22 protein-coding genes are annotated in these 14,297 nt (G+C 44.2%); 2 read left to right on the top strand and 20 right to left on the bottom strand.

The annotated features are described in order from the left end of the window. Both E4K67_RS22665 and E4K67_RS22675 read right to left on the bottom strand, forming a co-directional pair. The gene (locus E4K67_RS22665; RefSeq protein WP_135550916.1) at window positions 1–213 is read right to left on the bottom strand and encodes a hypothetical protein; all 213 of its coding nucleotides are present in this window, start codon (window positions 211–213) and stop codon (window positions 1–3) included. A gap of 792 nt (window positions 214–1,005) precedes the next feature. Then, window positions 1,006–1,224, bottom strand: coding sequence for a helix-turn-helix domain-containing protein (locus tag E4K67_RS22675; RefSeq protein WP_135550920.1), 219 nt, complete (start codon window positions 1,222–1,224; stop codon window positions 1,006–1,008). A gap of 168 nt (window positions 1,225–1,392) precedes the next feature. Between E4K67_RS22675 and E4K67_RS22680 the strand changes: the two genes are divergently transcribed. Next, window positions 1,393–1,725, top strand: a complete 333-nt coding sequence (locus E4K67_RS22680; protein ID WP_135550922.1) for a helix-turn-helix domain-containing protein — start codon at window positions 1,393–1,395, stop codon at window positions 1,723–1,725. Window positions 1,726–1,731: 6 nt separating this feature from the next. Continuing rightward, window positions 1,732–2,772, top strand: a complete 1,041-nt coding sequence (locus E4K67_RS22685; protein ID WP_135550924.1) for a tyrosine-type recombinase/integrase — start codon at window positions 1,732–1,734, stop codon at window positions 2,770–2,772. A gap of 128 nt (window positions 2,773–2,900) precedes the next feature. Here E4K67_RS22685 and rpsI read toward each other — a convergent pair whose 3' ends face one another. The 18 genes from rpsI to rpsE all read right to left on the bottom strand — a co-directional run bounded on the left by rpsI (window position 2,901) and on the right by rpsE (window position 14,251). Continuing rightward, window positions 2,901–3,296 (bottom strand): 30S ribosomal protein S9, encoded by a 396-nt coding sequence (gene rpsI / locus E4K67_RS22690; RefSeq protein WP_135550926.1) that lies wholly within the window; start codon window positions 3,294–3,296, stop codon window positions 2,901–2,903. Window positions 3,297–3,319: 23 nt separating this feature from the next. Continuing rightward, the gene (rplM, locus tag E4K67_RS22695) at window positions 3,320–3,751 is read right to left on the bottom strand and encodes a 50S ribosomal protein L13 (RefSeq protein ID WP_135550928.1); all 432 of its coding nucleotides are present in this window, start codon (window positions 3,749–3,751) and stop codon (window positions 3,320–3,322) included. A 141-nt stretch (window positions 3,752–3,892) separates the two neighbouring features. Then, on the bottom strand, window positions 3,893–4,687 hold the full coding sequence (truA, locus tag E4K67_RS22700; RefSeq protein WP_135550930.1) for a tRNA pseudouridine(38-40) synthase TruA: 795 nt from the start codon (window positions 4,685–4,687) through the stop codon (window positions 3,893–3,895). A 27-nt stretch (window positions 4,688–4,714) separates the two neighbouring features. Further along, window positions 4,715–5,449 (bottom strand): energy-coupling factor transporter transmembrane component T family protein, encoded by a 735-nt coding sequence (locus E4K67_RS22705; protein WP_274594907.1) that lies wholly within the window; start codon window positions 5,447–5,449, stop codon window positions 4,715–4,717. A 50-nt stretch (window positions 5,450–5,499) separates the two neighbouring features. After that, the gene (locus tag E4K67_RS22710) at window positions 5,500–6,966 is read right to left on the bottom strand and encodes an ABC transporter ATP-binding protein (protein ID WP_135550932.1); all 1,467 of its coding nucleotides are present in this window, start codon (window positions 6,964–6,966) and stop codon (window positions 5,500–5,502) included. Window positions 6,967–7,140: 174 nt separating this feature from the next. Continuing rightward, window positions 7,141–7,479: a 50S ribosomal protein L17 gene (gene rplQ, locus E4K67_RS22715; protein ID WP_135550934.1), complete on the bottom strand. Its 339-nt coding sequence runs from the start codon at window positions 7,477–7,479 to the stop codon at window positions 7,141–7,143. Between the two features lie 26 nt (window positions 7,480–7,505). After that, window positions 7,506–8,453 carry a DNA-directed RNA polymerase subunit alpha gene (locus E4K67_RS22720; RefSeq protein WP_135550936.1) on the bottom strand — a complete coding sequence of 316 codons (948 nt, stop codon included), beginning with the start codon at window positions 8,451–8,453 and terminating at the stop codon, window positions 7,506–7,508. Between the two features lie 69 nt (window positions 8,454–8,522). Next, entirely contained in the window at window positions 8,523–9,152 is a 630-nt protein-coding gene (gene rpsD, locus E4K67_RS22725; protein ID WP_135550938.1) for a 30S ribosomal protein S4, read from the bottom strand. A 13-nt stretch (window positions 9,153–9,165) separates the two neighbouring features. Beyond that, window positions 9,166–9,555, bottom strand: coding sequence for a 30S ribosomal protein S11 (gene rpsK, locus E4K67_RS22730; RefSeq protein ID WP_135550940.1), 390 nt, complete (start codon window positions 9,553–9,555; stop codon window positions 9,166–9,168). A gap of 18 nt (window positions 9,556–9,573) precedes the next feature. After that, complete coding sequence (gene rpsM, locus E4K67_RS22735; protein WP_135550942.1) at window positions 9,574–9,945, bottom strand: 30S ribosomal protein S13; 372 nt, start codon at window positions 9,943–9,945, stop codon at window positions 9,574–9,576. 94 nt (window positions 9,946–10,039) lie between these two features. Then, window positions 10,040–10,153 (bottom strand): 50S ribosomal protein L36, encoded by a 114-nt coding sequence (gene rpmJ / locus E4K67_RS22740; RefSeq protein WP_009617550.1) that lies wholly within the window; start codon window positions 10,151–10,153, stop codon window positions 10,040–10,042. An 18-nt stretch (window positions 10,154–10,171) separates the two neighbouring features. Next, the gene (infA, locus tag E4K67_RS22745; RefSeq protein ID WP_007778476.1) at window positions 10,172–10,390 is read right to left on the bottom strand and encodes a translation initiation factor IF-1; all 219 of its coding nucleotides are present in this window, start codon (window positions 10,388–10,390) and stop codon (window positions 10,172–10,174) included. Between the two features lie 39 nt (window positions 10,391–10,429). Further along, window positions 10,430–11,176 (bottom strand): type I methionyl aminopeptidase, encoded by a 747-nt coding sequence (map, locus tag E4K67_RS22750; RefSeq protein ID WP_135550944.1) that lies wholly within the window; start codon window positions 11,174–11,176, stop codon window positions 10,430–10,432. Window positions 11,177–11,181: 5 nt separating this feature from the next. Next, window positions 11,182–11,823 (bottom strand): adenylate kinase, encoded by a 642-nt coding sequence (locus tag E4K67_RS22755; RefSeq protein WP_135550946.1) that lies wholly within the window; start codon window positions 11,821–11,823, stop codon window positions 11,182–11,184. A gap of 15 nt (window positions 11,824–11,838) precedes the next feature. Continuing rightward, window positions 11,839–13,125 carry a preprotein translocase subunit SecY gene (secY, locus tag E4K67_RS22760; protein ID WP_135550948.1) on the bottom strand — a complete coding sequence of 429 codons (1,287 nt, stop codon included), beginning with the start codon at window positions 13,123–13,125 and terminating at the stop codon, window positions 11,839–11,841. A gap of 1 nt (window position 13,126) precedes the next feature. After that, window positions 13,127–13,567, bottom strand: a complete 441-nt coding sequence (gene rplO, locus E4K67_RS22765) for a 50S ribosomal protein L15 (RefSeq protein ID WP_135550950.1) — start codon at window positions 13,565–13,567, stop codon at window positions 13,127–13,129. 18 nt (window positions 13,568–13,585) lie between these two features. Further along, window positions 13,586–13,768: a 50S ribosomal protein L30 gene (rpmD, locus tag E4K67_RS22770; protein WP_135550952.1), complete on the bottom strand. Its 183-nt coding sequence runs from the start codon at window positions 13,766–13,768 to the stop codon at window positions 13,586–13,588. A 12-nt stretch (window positions 13,769–13,780) separates the two neighbouring features. Then, entirely contained in the window at window positions 13,781–14,251 is a 471-nt protein-coding gene (gene rpsE / locus E4K67_RS22775) for a 30S ribosomal protein S5 (RefSeq protein ID WP_420841580.1), read from the bottom strand. Window positions 14,252–14,297: the final 46 nt, after the last annotated feature.

A 14,297-nucleotide genomic window follows, 5' to 3' on the forward strand; every position in this document is an offset into this window, starting at 1 on the left:
TTACATTCCTCCCCAATTTACTGAATCAATGAATACTTGGTGATCGACATGGTCCTCAGCCGATTTATCTTCCTCCCTGATCGTGTTTCCGCTACGCATTAACTGTGCCCAATGTTCGTGATAACGTTTCTCGCTCTGCTGAGTCTGATGAGCGGATGCTGCTCGTTCGATGCAGTCTATTTTTAGCAGGATTTTACGGATTGTTTTGAGCATGAATTTCACCTCTCTTCCCTTTCTTCGAATCGCCTATAGCATTCTTCGCACCCGATCACATGCACAAGCGAGCAGTTAATGTATCCATCTTGGTATCGCACAACGACTGCTTCTAGGCAATCATGGACCTTTGTCCTAGAATCGTCGATTTCAATATACTTGGGGCAAGTGGTAAATAAGTTATCAAGATGAACTTGGTAGACGAATCCACCAGCACAACCCTGATCATGACATTTCCCCTCACATCGTAACGACCACCAGTAGAGACACTTCCTGCAGACACACCCAGGTTTCTCACCGCAGTGCAGGCTGCTAAATTGATTGAATTGGTTCATTATGAAATATCCTCACATTTGCAGGTTTTACAATTCGGTACGGTCACTCTATCGGCCCCTCCTTCCTCTTTGCCAGTACTCTCTGGCATATCTCGTAAGATTCACACTTCGAACAGATCTCCCACTTCCTACACGCCATCGCTCTCTTCAATTCGGTCAGTTCATCTGGGACACGGCTGTTTCTGGTGCAGACGATCATCAATGCACCGTCTTCGGTTCTCCTAAAGTTGCAAGTCATGCGCTATCCCTACCTCCCTCCTCGAATAATTTCACCCCCTTTCCCACATACTCATAAAACCTATCTGGGGAAATGTAATAAGTCCACTTCGTACTCAATTTAACTGCTGATCCAAAAGGTAATATTCCTCTTTGTAGGCCAATGCGAACAAATTGATCTGATTTCCCAAGTATTTCAGATGCTTCGCGTACAGTGATGCCCTTTGTTTTTTGCATGTCATCACCCTACCTTTGTTTCAATTTCTTCTGGTTTTATAAACTCATTAGCGGATACATTTAAAGCCCTGCAGATTAACTCAATATCCTCACCGGTAATTCTTTTTCTACCGGTCATCATTGCGCTAAACCGCTTATGCTCATAACCAGCCTTTTTAGCAATGACGTATTGTTTTAATCCGCAGGCCTTTATGTAGGAGCTAATTCGTTCGTGTACTTTCATGAATCAAACCTCCTTTATTACCCTCTAGGTACAGTTAATCTGTACCCTAAGGATATAATATATCAGTATTTCTGTACTGTCAACTAAAAAAATCAGTAATACTGAACTTTTTTATTTACAAAAATAAAGATATATTGTAGAATACTTGGTGGAGGGAGTGTTATATAATTGGGAAATATACCAAATATTATCAGAACCTATAGGCTGAAAATGAACCTAAGCCAGAGGGAACTAGCTCATACGTTAGGTAAATCAAAAAATGTTATATCCAATTGGGAAAATGGCGTAAATAAGCCAGATGCGGATATGATAGAAAAGCTATGCGCAATACTCAATATCCCAGTTGGAAATATTTTTGGAGAACACGAAGAATTGAACAATAAGCAAATTCAATCTGATCTAACTGAGCGAGATCTATATGCCCTTTCCTTATTTAAAAAATTACCAGATGACGAACAGCTTAAATTTATCGGTAGACTTGAAGTAATGACAGAAAGGTGATAAACGTTGAGAAATCCTAACGGATACGGAAACATTAGCAAGCTATCAGGCAAACGAAGAAAACCGTTCCGTGTAAGGGTTACTACGGGATGGGAACTTGATGAGGATAAAGGTAAGCTTAAGCAGCTTTACAAACCCATTGGCTATTTTAAAACACGTCCAGAGGCCATGCTTGCCTTGGCTGAATACAATAAAAACCCCCATGCCATAGAAATTTCAACGATAACATTCGCCGAGGTATTCCAAAAATGGTCAGCACAAAAATTCAATGATAAAACATCCAAGTCAACCCTTAATGGATATAATGCTGCCTATAATTATTCCGTAGAGTTATATGACATGAAGTTTGTTGAGATAAAAAAACCACACATGCAAAGTGTGATTGACCAATGCGAACGAGGACATGGCACACTAAAGAAAATCAAGGTTCTCTTTAATCAGCTTTTCAAATACGCCTTGGAAACTGACATCGTGACTAAGGACTATTCAAAGTTTGTAGACATCGGCAAGAACGAATCCGAAAGCACCCGTAGGCCATTTACGGCTGAAGAAATTAAGGTACTATTTGAGAACGTAGACCGCATGGACTTTATTGACACAGTTTTAATTTTGATCTATACCGGGTTACGGATCGGTGAACTACTGCTTATAGAAACGGCAAATGTGGATATCGTAAATCGCACCATGCGGGGTGGACTTAAGACGGAAGCCGGCAAGAACAGAGTCATTCCGATAAATAAAAAAATCCTTCCATTTATCGAAAAGCGACAAAAAGAAGGAAATAAATATTTAATAGTCAATCATGAAAACGCTCAGATGAAATACTGGAACTATAAAGATGAAAAGTGGTCAAAAATTATGGAACAGTTGGAACTGGAACACCTTCCGCACGATTGTCGGCACACTTTCGCCACGTTAATGGATAATGCAGGAGCCAATAAGGTAAGTATCAAACGCATCATGGGTCACGCTAGCTCGGATATCACAGATAAGGTTTACACTCACAAAGATATCGAAGAATTAAAAAAAGCAGTCGATTTGATCTAATTTTTTTGTGTCATACCGTGTGTCCTACTTGTGTCATGCGGCTAAAATTCCATAGGGTTTCATAGGGTTATAAAAACTAAAGAAACCCCCAACCAAGCATGGTTGGGGGTTTCGCTGTCTTTCGACAATTACCGTTTGGAGAATTGTGGAGCCTTACGGGCTTTTTTCAAGCCGTATTTACGACGTTCCTTCATACGTGGGTCACGTGTAAGGAAACCGGCTCTCTTCAAACTTGGACGGAGACTAGCATCCGCCTTGAGCAAAGCACGGGCAATGCCTAAGCGTATCGCACCGGCTTGGCCTGTGGTGCCACCCCCGTGAGCAAGAGCTATAACATCATATTTCGCAATCGTTTCTGTGATGTTGAATGGTTGATTTACAATCATCTCAAGTGTCTTCTTGCCGAAATACTCAGCTAATTCACGTTTGTTAATGATGAATTTTCCTTCACCAGGAATAAGGCGAACGCGAGCGACTGCATTTTTGCGTCGTCCTGTCGCAGCATATTGTAATTGAGTTGCCATGTTTTACTTCCTCCTTCCTAAATCTATTGAATTGTCCAGATTTCAGGTTGTTGAGCTTGATGGGGGTGTGATTCTCCCTTATACACTTTTAACTTTGTGTACATTTGGGCGCCCAACTTGTTATGAGGAAGCATTCCTTTAACAGCATGTTCCATAGCTCGTTCTGGCATAATTTGCATTAATTTTTTGTAAGGAACTTCTTTCAACCCACCTGGGAATCCAGAGTGACGGCGATACATTTTATCGTTGAGTTTATTACCTGTTAACACTAATTTTTCGGCATTGATAATAATGACATGGTCCCCTGTGTCAACATTAGGGGTGAATGTCGGTTTATGTTTACCTCTTAGAAGACGTGCTGCTTCAGTAGCAATACGACCCAAGGGGATTCCCGCAGCGTCGATGATAAACCATTTGCGCTCTTGGTCTTGTGGTTTCGCAAAAAACGTGGTCATGATTTTCCCTCCAATTAGCAGTTTTCTGTTTTTATCTCACTCACATGGGGCTCAATCATGCTCGCGGTATGCCAGGGGCATGGGGCTCAATCATAGCCAAGGCATAAAAACTCATAGTGATATTTTATTAAATTTTTACCTTTATGTCAAGTCATTTATTCTAAGGTCCTTAAAAACTTCAAATGGGCTTTCTTCAGTATAATTCACATGAACAAGTGATAAACCGTGAGCCGGAGCAATCATTTTGGCCCGTCGCCTCTCTTGACTTGCAATAATTTCGGGTATCTCTTGAGGGCGAATCCGACCTTTGCCCACGTCCATTAGTGTTCCGACAATAATTCGAACCATATGATATAGAAACCCATCCCCAACACAAGATACGATAATTAATCCATGATCTTCTTTGACTAGTAAGCGATAGATCGTTCGTTCAAATGTTTTACTAGCCCCACCGGCTGCTGCAAATGTTTTAAAATTATGACGTCCCTCCAGAAGATTTGCTGCTTCCTGCATCAGTGCCACATTTAAGGGAATAGGCACATGGCACGCATAAAGACGCGTAAATACATCTTGGATGGGCTTGTTGTCCATCTGATAATCGTAGCGTTTCCACTTAGCTGACCACCGGGCATTAAAGTCATCAGAGACACATTCTGCCTGGAGTATTTTTATATCCCTGGGTAACATACTATTAAATGCCTTTGGGATTTTATCTTCTGGAATTCTTGCTTGAGTCATGAAGTTTACGACTTGGCCGGAGGCATGTACACCTGTATCCGTTCGTCCTGCCGTAGCCAGAGTTACCTCTTCCTCAACTAATCTTGCCCATACTGATTCTAAAGTACCTTGAATAGTCGGGCCATGGGTTTCATGCTGTCTCTGAAATCCATGATAATTTGTTCCGTCATACGCCACTTTAAGCCGGATATTTCGCATTAATGGGAGCCTCCACTACGTATGGATTTAGTTTAACCCTAAAATTAAAAGTAATACCCCCCAAACCCCTACGGCTAGAACTCCAACAAGGTCCTCAGAGGTTCGTTCATGGAGAATGAGAGTGTGATAGGTACCTGAACCATATCCTCTACACATCAGGTTTTCAGCAAGCTCTTCTGCCCGTTTCAAGCTAAGTAGAATAAGCGGCACGATAAGCTGAATTACCTCTCTGGATTGTTTAACCCTTGAATGAGGCCACTCGCTTTTTAACAATCTAACCTTCCAAATCAAAGCTGCCTCTTCCACTATGAGGGGAATAAAACGCAGTGTCAAGGTCAGCATTAGTGCAAAATCGGCAGCTTTAGGCGTAATTCGAATAAGTGGATTGAAGAAGAACGCTATCCCCATCCCTTGCTCAAGGGGCATTGTCACAGCAGTATATAGGCGCGTCAATCCAAAAACCAAGGCTATACGCCATAGCATATCCCCTGCTTGAACAAAACCGTCTCGTGACCAATGTCCCTCCCATACTGCTCCGTTTTCTGGCCAAACCCACCCTGCTGCCAAACCGTAGAATAATCCCATCCACACAAGAACGACTATTAACATACGATAAATTTTCAAGGGGGTACGACTGGCGATCATAAGCCCGAGAAGCGCAACGGAGGTTAGCGCTAGCCCCTGCCATCCGGTCATTGTCATTAAGAGGGACAAGAAGGCTAACCCTCCAACCTTGACCCTTGGATCAAGTTGATGCAACATGCTGTTGCCTGGGCAGTAAAGTTCAAAGACTTTGATACTAGTCCCCTCCTTTAACAGCGGACGCCTGAGGCTCGAAATTGCTCCTGATGGTCTTTCCAACACTCTATAGGGCAATCTAATACCACATTCCCGTTCTCAACCAGCCAAAGTCGATCCGCATATTGTAAAACCTCTCTTAAATCGTGGGTTACATACAATATAGTAAGATTGGTCCAAGCTGAGATCATGGTCTGAATTCTTGCCCGACTCACTGTATCTAGTCCTAGTAATGGTTCATCTAGTAAAAGGATCTTCGGCAGGGTTCTCAGTGCCGAGGCCAGTGCTACCATCTGTCGTTCTCCACCACTTAGGCGCTCAGGAGCCTCATCTATTAGGCGCGAAGGGATACCAAAATCCTCCAAATAAGACAATCTAGCTTGCCTTTCTGACAAGAGATCTCGTCTAGAATCACCATAAAAAACTTCGTGATATACACTGCCGCCAATTAAGTACTCTCCCGCCTCTTGTAGAACTAGACGGGTTTTTCGGCGAACAATCTTTAAGCTATCCTTAGACATCTTTTCTCCGCACACCAAAAGTTTTCCTTCAGTTGGGAGGATAAACCCAATAGCACTGTCTAAAAGTGTCGTTTTTCCTGATCCCGAAGGGCCGACAATTCCGATAAACTCGCCTGCTCTTACGTTCTTATTTAACATTAAACGAGACTCATACTTGGCATGATTCCATTCTAGTACCGGTTGAGTCAGTTCACTTGGTCCTTGAACCTCCCCTACTTTAGTCTGCGGATGTTTCGGTACTAGCGAGTCCAAATTTGCATATGTTTCTCCAAGGCTATATAGAGAATGCAGCTTTCTGTTTGCGAAAGCGTCTCTAGGTTTACCCATATCAATAATTGTCCCATTATTAATAACCAAGAGACGATCTGCTAATCGTGCAAATTCAGGGTCATGCGTAATCCAAAGTTGCCCTGTTTCAGTCTGAGCTTGAAATAAAAGTTCCAGGACATTAGCTTGCGAGAGAGCATCAAGCATAGTTAAGGCTTCATCCAAAATTAGAAAGGATGGCTGTAGGGCTAAAATTGCTGTAGTGACTAGTCTTTGTCGCTCTCCACCCGAAAGGGTTGACGGGGACTGATCTTCTTTACCACCTAAGCCAACAGTAGAAGCTAATTCCCTTACTCTGTTACGTACCCAATGGATATCGTGACCCAGATTTAAGAGTCCAAAGCCTAGTTCTTCTGCAACAGTGGCACCAATGGTTTGACGCCGGGGATGTTGCCCAACAAGCCCAATCTCCTGCCACCTTTTCACTCTGTTCCAAGGGCACGGAGTTCCGTCAACCGTAAGGAGGATCTCCCCCGCAGTGGGTTCAATCAGCCCCGCGATAAGCCGGGCCAATGTGGATTTGCCAGAACCATTAGCACCCATAAGCGCAACGATCTCACCTTGGTGCCACTTAAAGCTCACTCCGTTTAAGATACTGCCATAACGGACGTTCTGTACTTGGAGCGCTTTCATAGGCCTTGATCACTCCCTTTACGACAAGTTTCCGTACCCAAGAGGAGGAGATTCTCGTAGGGGTAATTCAGGGATTGCCCCTACCCATATTTCTTGAACTGTCTTTACAACCAGGCAATCAGCAAAGGCCGGGCATGCTTAATATTTAAGCAACCCGGCCTTTAACAACTCGCATTAAACGAGTTCGATGATTACCATTGTCGCAGCATCGCCCCGACGTAAGCCGAGTTTCATGATACGAGTATAGCCTCCCTGACGGTCGGCATATTTCGGCGCAATAGTATCAAACAATTTTGTTACAACATCTTCGTCCATGAGATAAGCCAGTGTTAAACGACGTGCAGCCAAATCGCCTTGTTTGCCTAGTGAAATCATTTTTTCAGCTATAGCATTCAATTCTTTGGCACGTGCTTCAGTCGTCGTAATACGCTCATGTCTTAACAGGGAAGTGACAATGTTACGCAACATTGCCCCGCGATGACCCGTGTTTTTTCCCAACTTGCGGTAAGCCAATTACATTCCCCTCCTTTTGCACCGAATTAGTCCTCAGCCGGGCGAAACGATAAACCTAAGTTCTTAAGTTTGAATTCCACTTCTTCTAAAGACTTACGACCAAGGTTACGCACTTTAATCATGTCTTCTTCCGTTTTCTGGGTCAACTCTTCAACGGAGTTGATCCCTGCCCGTTTCAGGCAGTTATATGAACGAACAGACAGATCTAGTTCCTCAATCGTCATATCGAGGATTTTATCTTTGGCTTCCTCTTCTTTTTCCACCATAATCTCAACATTGTTGAGCTTATCAGTGAGTCCCATGAAAAGGCGCAGATGATCACTCAGAATTTTGGCTGCTGAACTAGTAGCCTCTTCTGGTGAGATACTGCCATTAGACCATGCTTCAAGGGTTAACTTGTCATAGTCCGTGATCTGACCAACCCGGGTATCCTCTACCGTGTAGTTAACCTTATAGATCGGGGCAAAGATGGAGTCTATGGGGATAACTCCGATAACATGGTCAGGCTTCTTGTTTTTGTCCGCAGCAACGTAGCCACGGCCACGCTCTACTGTCAATTCCATGAACAACCGACCATCATTATCTAATGTAGCAATCTTTAAATCAGTATTCAGAATCTCAATGTCTGGATCGCTTATGATATCTCCTGCTGTAACAACCCCTCCGCCTTGAGCTTCTATGCGAATAACACGTGGTTCATCCGTATAGCCTTTTAGAGCAAGGGACTTGAGATTCAGAATAATGTCAGTAACGTCCTCCAAAACACCAGGAATCGTAGAAAACTCGTGGAGTACCCCTTCGATTTTGACAGATGTCACCGCAGACCCAGGAAGAGAGGATAGGAGAATACGCCTTAGAGAATTCCCTAAAGTAATTCCATAACCCCTTTCAAGAGGCTCAACGACGAATTTTGCATAGGAGTCATCTTCAGAACGCTCGATACACTCGATCCTGGGCTTCTCGATTTCTAACATCGGAATGCACCTTCTTTCTCGAGAACTTGATACACAAACCATCCAACCCATATGGGTAGAACGTCAACATTAACGGGAGTACTTCTCCACGATGAGGTGTTCTTGGATGGGGATTTGGATATCTTCACGAGTAGGTAGTGCAACGACGGTTCCTGCAGCAATATTTGCATCCAAACTTAACCATCCAGGAACTGTTCGTGATCCTAGGTTTTCAAGAAGTTGTTTCATACGAGGTGAGCTTTTGCTACCCTCTTTAACTGCAATGGTTTCTCCCACACGTACGGAATAAGAAGCAATATCAACTTTTTTACCATTAATGGTAAAGTGACCGTGATTCACGAGTTGACGTGCTTCCGGACGAGAGGATGCAAAACCGAGATGGAAAATGACATTATCAAGTCGGCGTTCCAACAAGACAAGTAAGTTTTCCCCGGCCATACCCTTTTTCCGTGCAGCCGTGTCAAAGTAGTTACGGAATTGTTTTTCCATAACACCATACATACGACGTGCTTTTTGTTTTTCTCGTAACTGAAGACCATATTCAGTAGGCTTCTTCGCACGAGCTTGACCATGTTGTCCAGGAGCGTATGCACGACGGTCAATCGCACATTTTCCGGTATAGCAACGTTCCCCTTTAAGGAATAATTTCATTCCTTCACGTCGACATAAGCGACACACTGGTCCAGTATATCTAGCCATGATTACACACCTCCTATACCCTTCTGCGTTTCGGTGGCCGACAGCCATTGTGTGGAATCGGTGTCACGTCTTTAATTAAGTTTACTTCCAACCCAGCAGCTTGGAGTGCTCGAATAGCAGCTTCACGTCCAGCTCCAGGACCTTTTACAAAGCATTCAACATCTTTTAAGCCATGTTCCATCGCAACTTTAGCACAAGTTTCGGCAGCCATTTGCGCTGCAAAAGGAGTGCTTTTGCGAGAACCTTTAAAGCCAAGAGAACCTGCACTTGACCAAGAGAGTGCGTTCCCGCTGGTATCCGTAATGGTCACCATGGTATTGTTAAACGTGGACTTGATGTGGGCAATTCCACTTTCAATATTCTTACGTTCCCGGCGTTTTGTCCGGACAACTTTACGTGCCATCTCGGTTATCCCCCCTTTTTACTTTTTACGTTTTGCTCCAACAGTCTTAGCCGGACCCTTACGAGTACGGGCATTGGTTTTCGTGCGCTGTCCTCGAACGGGAAGTCCACGACGATGGCGCAGTCCACGATATGAACCAATTTCCATAAGACGCTTGATATTGAGGGAAACTTCGCGACGCAGGTCGCCTTCAATCTTAAACTCTTTATCAATACATTCTCGAAGCTTGCTGACTTCGTCTTCTGACAAGTCACGAACTCTGACATCTGGGCTTACGCCCGTTTTAGCGAGAATCTTATGTGAAGTCGGTAGCCCAATTCCAAAGATATAGGTTAAGGCTATCTCTAAACGTTTCTCGCGCGGTAAGTCTACTCCAGCGATACGTGCCATCTAAAATTTACACCCCCAACTATTTCAGTTCTGTTCTAATATAAAATCGGTGCAATTGAAGGAGATCCTCCAATCAGCCGCGCAGCCGAAACTTCTAGCCTTGTCGTTGCTTGTGTTTCGGATTTTCACAAATGACCATGACTTTTCCATGGCGACGAATAATTTTACATTTTTCACAGATCTTTTTGACAGAAGGCTTTACTTTCACTGTAATCCCTCCCTTTGCTTACTTAAACCTGTATGTGATTCGTCCTCGGGACAGGTCATAGGGGGAAAGTTCCACTGTGACCCGATCTCCAGGAAGAATCCGGATAAAATTCATGCGAATTTTCCCGGAGACGTGCGCCAATACCTTGTGTCCATTAGCTAATTCTACCTGGAACATAGCATTTGGCAGTGGCTCCAAGACCTTACCTTCAACTTCAATAACGTCTTCTTTTGACATGATTACACCCCTCCTCTGGCAATACTTTTGCCTAAGAACCTAACAACGAGTTAGAATTTCTGGGCCATTTTCCGTAATCGCAACTGTGTGCTCGAAATGGGCCGATGGCCGATTGTCCTTCGTTACCACAGTCCAGTGATCCTTTAGCGTCTGCACTTCATACGTCCCCATGTTTACCATGGGCTCAATAGCCAAAGCCATACCTACCTCGAGTCGTGGTCCCCGACCAGGCTTGCCAAAATTAGGGATCTGGGGATCCTCATGCATGGCTCTTCCAATCCCGTGCCCAACATAATCCCGTACGACGAACAATCCGTTAGCTTCCACATGTGTTTGGACCGCATGAGAGACGTCGTAAAGGCGATTACCTAACTTCGCTTGAGCAATACCTAACATCAAAGACTCTTCGGTCACCCTCAAGAGTTTCTGGAGATCTTCATTAACTTCGCCAATAGCTAAAGTTACCGCCGCATCTCCAAAATATTCGTCGATGACCGCCCCACAGTCTATACTGATAATATCCCCAGATTCTAAACACCTTAAACTTGGTATTCCATGAACGACTTGTTCGTTTACAGAGGTACACAGCGTTGCAGGGAAACCATTATACCCTTTAAATGCCGGTACAGCACCCTGTGCACGAATGTATTCCTCAGCCTTGCGATCCAATTCCAGAGTCGTAATACCAGGTTTAGCTAGTTCACGCATTAGGGCAAGAGTTTCACCCACAATTCGTCCTGCATTACGCATCCTGTCCAATTGGCTCGCATTCTTCAGCTCGATCATGCGATTTAGACCAAGGCCTTGAGAATATCCGCAAAAACCAGATCAATTGGCTGATCTCCATTAATACGCTTGATCAACCCTTGTTTCTGGTAAAAATCGATTAAAGGTTGAGTTTGCTGATTATAGACGTTCAACCGATTCTGAGCAGTTTCTACGTTGTCATCAGAGCGTTGATAAAGTTCTCCTGCACATTGTCCACAAACCCCTTCTTTTTCGGGTTTGTTAAAGATCATGTGATAAGAAGCTCCACATTTCCTGCAGACACGACGCCCGGTTAAGCGAGGTATTAACACGGCTTCATCAACTTCTATGTTGATCACGCCATCAAGCTTCATACCAAGTCGATCTAAGATCTCACTTAAAGCAGTACCTTGCGCAAGGGTGCGTGGGAACCCATCTAGGAGAAATCCATCTGTGCAATCCGGTTGGGCTAAGCGCTCCGCAACAATACCAATGGTTACTTCATCAGGTACTAAGCCACCAGCATCCATGAATGACTTAGCCTTTAGTCCTAATTCCGTTCCATTTTTTATAGCTGCTCTAAACATGTCTCCTGTCGAAATATGAGGAAAACCAAATTTTTCGACGAGTGGACTAGCCTGCGTCCCTTTTCCTGCCCCGGGGCCACCCATTAGAATGATTTTCATATCTCTTCCTCCTCTTTACTTCATAAAACCTTGATAATGCCTCGACATAAGTTGGGATTCAATCTGTTTCATCGTCTCGAGCGCAACCCCAACTACGATCAGTAGGGATGTTCCACCAAAATAGATGTTCTTGAGTCCAGTGAGTCCGATAACTAGTGTCGGTAGGACTGCGATCAAAGCAAGAAATAAACCACCGGCTAACGTAATACGGCTTAATATTTTAGACAAGTACTCTGCCGTAGGACGCCCGGGTCGAAGTCCAGGAATGAATCCTCCATACTTCTTCAAATTGTCTGCTACATCAACTGGATTGAATGTAATAGATGTATAGAAGTAAGTAAAGAATATAATGAGCACTCCGTAGACTAACAAGTATGGGATTGACGTAAGCTGACCGTTCATGCTAAACCATTTGGTAACGAATTGCGAAAATCCTGAAGTTGGAACCCACGTCGCAATTTGCTGCGGGAATGCCAGCAAGGAAATAGCAAAAATGACGGGAATAACGCCAGCCTGATTGACTTTCAACGGGATATGGCTACTTTGTCCTCCATAAACCCGACGTCCGACCACTCGCTTAGCATATTGCACTGACACTCGACGTTGGCCTTCCTGAACATAGATAACACCTGCAGTTATAAATATCACGATAAGAATCAAACCGATAATGGAGAATAGATTTATTTCCCCGACTCTTAACATGCCCCACAGTGATGTAATCGCTGAAGGGACTCGTGAAACGATTCCTGCAAAGATGATCAGTGAGATGCCGTTTCCGATTCCCTTCTCAGTGATTGCCTCTCCGACCCACATTAAGAATGTGGTTCCAGCGGTCATAACAAGTGCAATCAGTAGATAAGTTGGCCACTTCAGAGCTGGGCTAGGAATCATCAAGGCACTTCGTATCCCGAAGGTCAGTCCGAATGCTTGAATAAATCCAAGCACAACCGTACTGTATCGAGTATACTGTGTGATCTTTTTGCGACCATAGTCACCCTCTTTAGACAGCCGTTCAAGGGATGGAAGGACAATCGTCAGAAGTTGAAGAATGATGGAAGCTGTAATGTACGGAGTAATACTCAGTGCCAATACAGACAGATTTTTAAACGATCCGCCAGAAATCGTATCCATGAAATTCATCATGGCTCCCGATCCAAACATTTGATTCAGGATCTCTCGATCAATAAAGGGGGTTGGAATATGCGCTCCGATACGAAAGATCAGGAACATCAACAAGGTGTAACCAATCTTCTTCCTGAGATCAGAAACATTCCATGCATTCTTCACGGAATCGGCAATCATCCTATTCCACCTCTACTTTTCCACCCGCCGCAACGATTTTCTTGGCTGCAGCGGGGCTGACTTTATCCATTCGAATGGTCAGTGATTTGGTCAGTTCCCCCGTTGCAAGAATCTTTACGCCGTCCTTGACAGCCTTGATAAGGCCGCTTTCCAAGAGGCTTTCAATCGTTACTACAGTGTCGTTCTCAAAACGTTCCAAATCACGGACATTTAAGGCGACAATGTTTTTCCTTGAGATATTATTAAAACCTCGCTTAGGCATTCTACGGAACAATGGATTTTGTCCGCCTTCAAAACCTGGACGGACACCGCCGCCTGCGCGCGAGTTTTGACCTTTATGTCCCTTACCAGATGTTTTTCCATGTCCAGATCCAACACCGCGGCCCAATCGCTTAGGTGCATGTGTTGATCCTTCAGCAGGCTTAAGTTCATGCAGTTTCATGCTTGCCCACACCTCCTTCTATTGAGCTTGAGTCTCTACAGTAACCAAGTGCATGCATTTATGAACCATCCCTAGAATACCAGGGCTGTCTTCATGAACTGCACTTGATCCGACTTTTCCTAAGCCAAGTGCTTGTAACACTTTGTGTTGTGATTTTGAATATCCGATCGGACTCTTTGTCAGTGTCACTTTTACTTTCATGACCGACCCTCCTTAACCTAGAACTTCTGCTACGGTCTTACCTCGGAGTTTGGCAATCTCTTCTGGACGTTTTAGAGATTTTAGCGCCGCCATCGTCGCATTGACCATATTGTGGGGGTTTGCCGAACCTAAAGACTTTGTCAGAATATCGTGTACTCCGGCAACTTCGAGTACCGCACGGACTGCGCCGCCTGCGATAACTCCAGTTCCTTTAGAAGCAGGCTTTAATAGCACTTGTCCAGCTCCAAAAACTCCTATGATGGGATGCGTAATCGTGGTTCCGTGCATAGGAATGCTAAAAAGGTTCTTCTTTGCATCTTCAATACCCTTGCGAATCGCCTCAGGCACTTCGCCAGCTTTACCCAGTCCTGCACCGACGCGACCTTTACCGTCTCCGACCACTACGAGTGCGCTAAAGCTGAAACGACGTCCGCCCTTTACAACTTTGGCAACACGAGCAATATGAACGACCTTTTCATTCATATCTGACTTGTTAGCTTCGAATTTAGCCAATTTGATTTTCCCTCCT

Source organism: Desulfosporosinus fructosivorans, from assembly GCF_004766045.1.
GTDB classification, from domain to species: Bacteria; Bacillota; Desulfitobacteriia; order Desulfitobacteriales; family Desulfitobacteriaceae; genus Desulfosporosinus; species Desulfosporosinus fructosivorans.

Bases quoted from the DNA above. Each gene is read 5' to 3' on its own strand.
- E4K67_RS22665 (WP_135550916.1), bottom strand. From the start codon at position 213: ATGCTCAAAACAATCCGTAAAATCCTGCTAAAAATAGACTGCATCGAA.
- E4K67_RS22675 (WP_135550920.1), bottom strand. From the start codon at position 1,224: ATGAAAGTACACGAACGAATTAGCTCCTACATAAAGGCCTGCGGATTA.
- rpsI (WP_135550926.1), bottom strand. From the start codon at position 3,296: ATGGCAACTCAATTACAATATGCTGCGACAGGACGACGCAAAAATGCA.
- rplM (WP_135550928.1), bottom strand. From the start codon at position 3,751: ATGACCACGTTTTTTGCGAAACCACAAGACCAAGAGCGCAAATGGTTT.
- truA (WP_135550930.1), bottom strand. From the start codon at position 4,687: ATGCGAAATATCCGGCTTAAAGTGGCGTATGACGGAACAAATTATCAT.
- E4K67_RS22705 (WP_274594907.1), bottom strand. From the start codon at position 5,449: ATGTTGCATCAACTTGATCCAAGGGTCAAGGTTGGAGGGTTAGCCTTC.
- E4K67_RS22710 (WP_135550932.1), bottom strand. From the start codon at position 6,966: ATGAAAGCGCTCCAAGTACAGAACGTCCGTTATGGCAGTATCTTAAAC.
- E4K67_RS22720 (WP_135550936.1), bottom strand. From the start codon at position 8,453: ATGTTAGAAATCGAGAAGCCCAGGATCGAGTGTATCGAGCGTTCTGAA.
- rpsD (WP_135550938.1), bottom strand. From the start codon at position 9,152: ATGGCTAGATATACTGGACCAGTGTGTCGCTTATGTCGACGTGAAGGA.
- rpsK (WP_135550940.1), bottom strand. From the start codon at position 9,555: ATGGCACGTAAAGTTGTCCGGACAAAACGCCGGGAACGTAAGAATATT.
- rpsM (WP_135550942.1), bottom strand. From the start codon at position 9,945: ATGGCACGTATCGCTGGAGTAGACTTACCGCGCGAGAAACGTTTAGAG.
- infA (WP_007778476.1), bottom strand. From the start codon at position 10,390: ATGTCAAAAGAAGACGTTATTGAAGTTGAAGGTAAGGTCTTGGAGCCA.
- map (WP_135550944.1), bottom strand. From the start codon at position 11,176: ATGATCGAGCTGAAGAATGCGAGCCAATTGGACAGGATGCGTAATGCA.
- E4K67_RS22755 (WP_135550946.1), bottom strand. From the start codon at position 11,823: ATGAAAATCATTCTAATGGGTGGCCCCGGGGCAGGAAAAGGGACGCAG.
- secY (WP_135550948.1), bottom strand. From the start codon at position 13,125: ATGATTGCCGATTCCGTGAAGAATGCATGGAATGTTTCTGATCTCAGG.
- rplO (WP_135550950.1), bottom strand. From the start codon at position 13,567: ATGAAACTGCATGAACTTAAGCCTGCTGAAGGATCAACACATGCACCT.
- rpmD (WP_135550952.1), bottom strand. From the start codon at position 13,768: ATGAAAGTAAAAGTGACACTGACAAAGAGTCCGATCGGATATTCAAAA.
- rpsE (WP_420841580.1), bottom strand. From the start codon at position 14,251: ATGAATGAAAAGGTCGTTCATATTGCTCGTGTTGCCAAAGTTGTAAAG.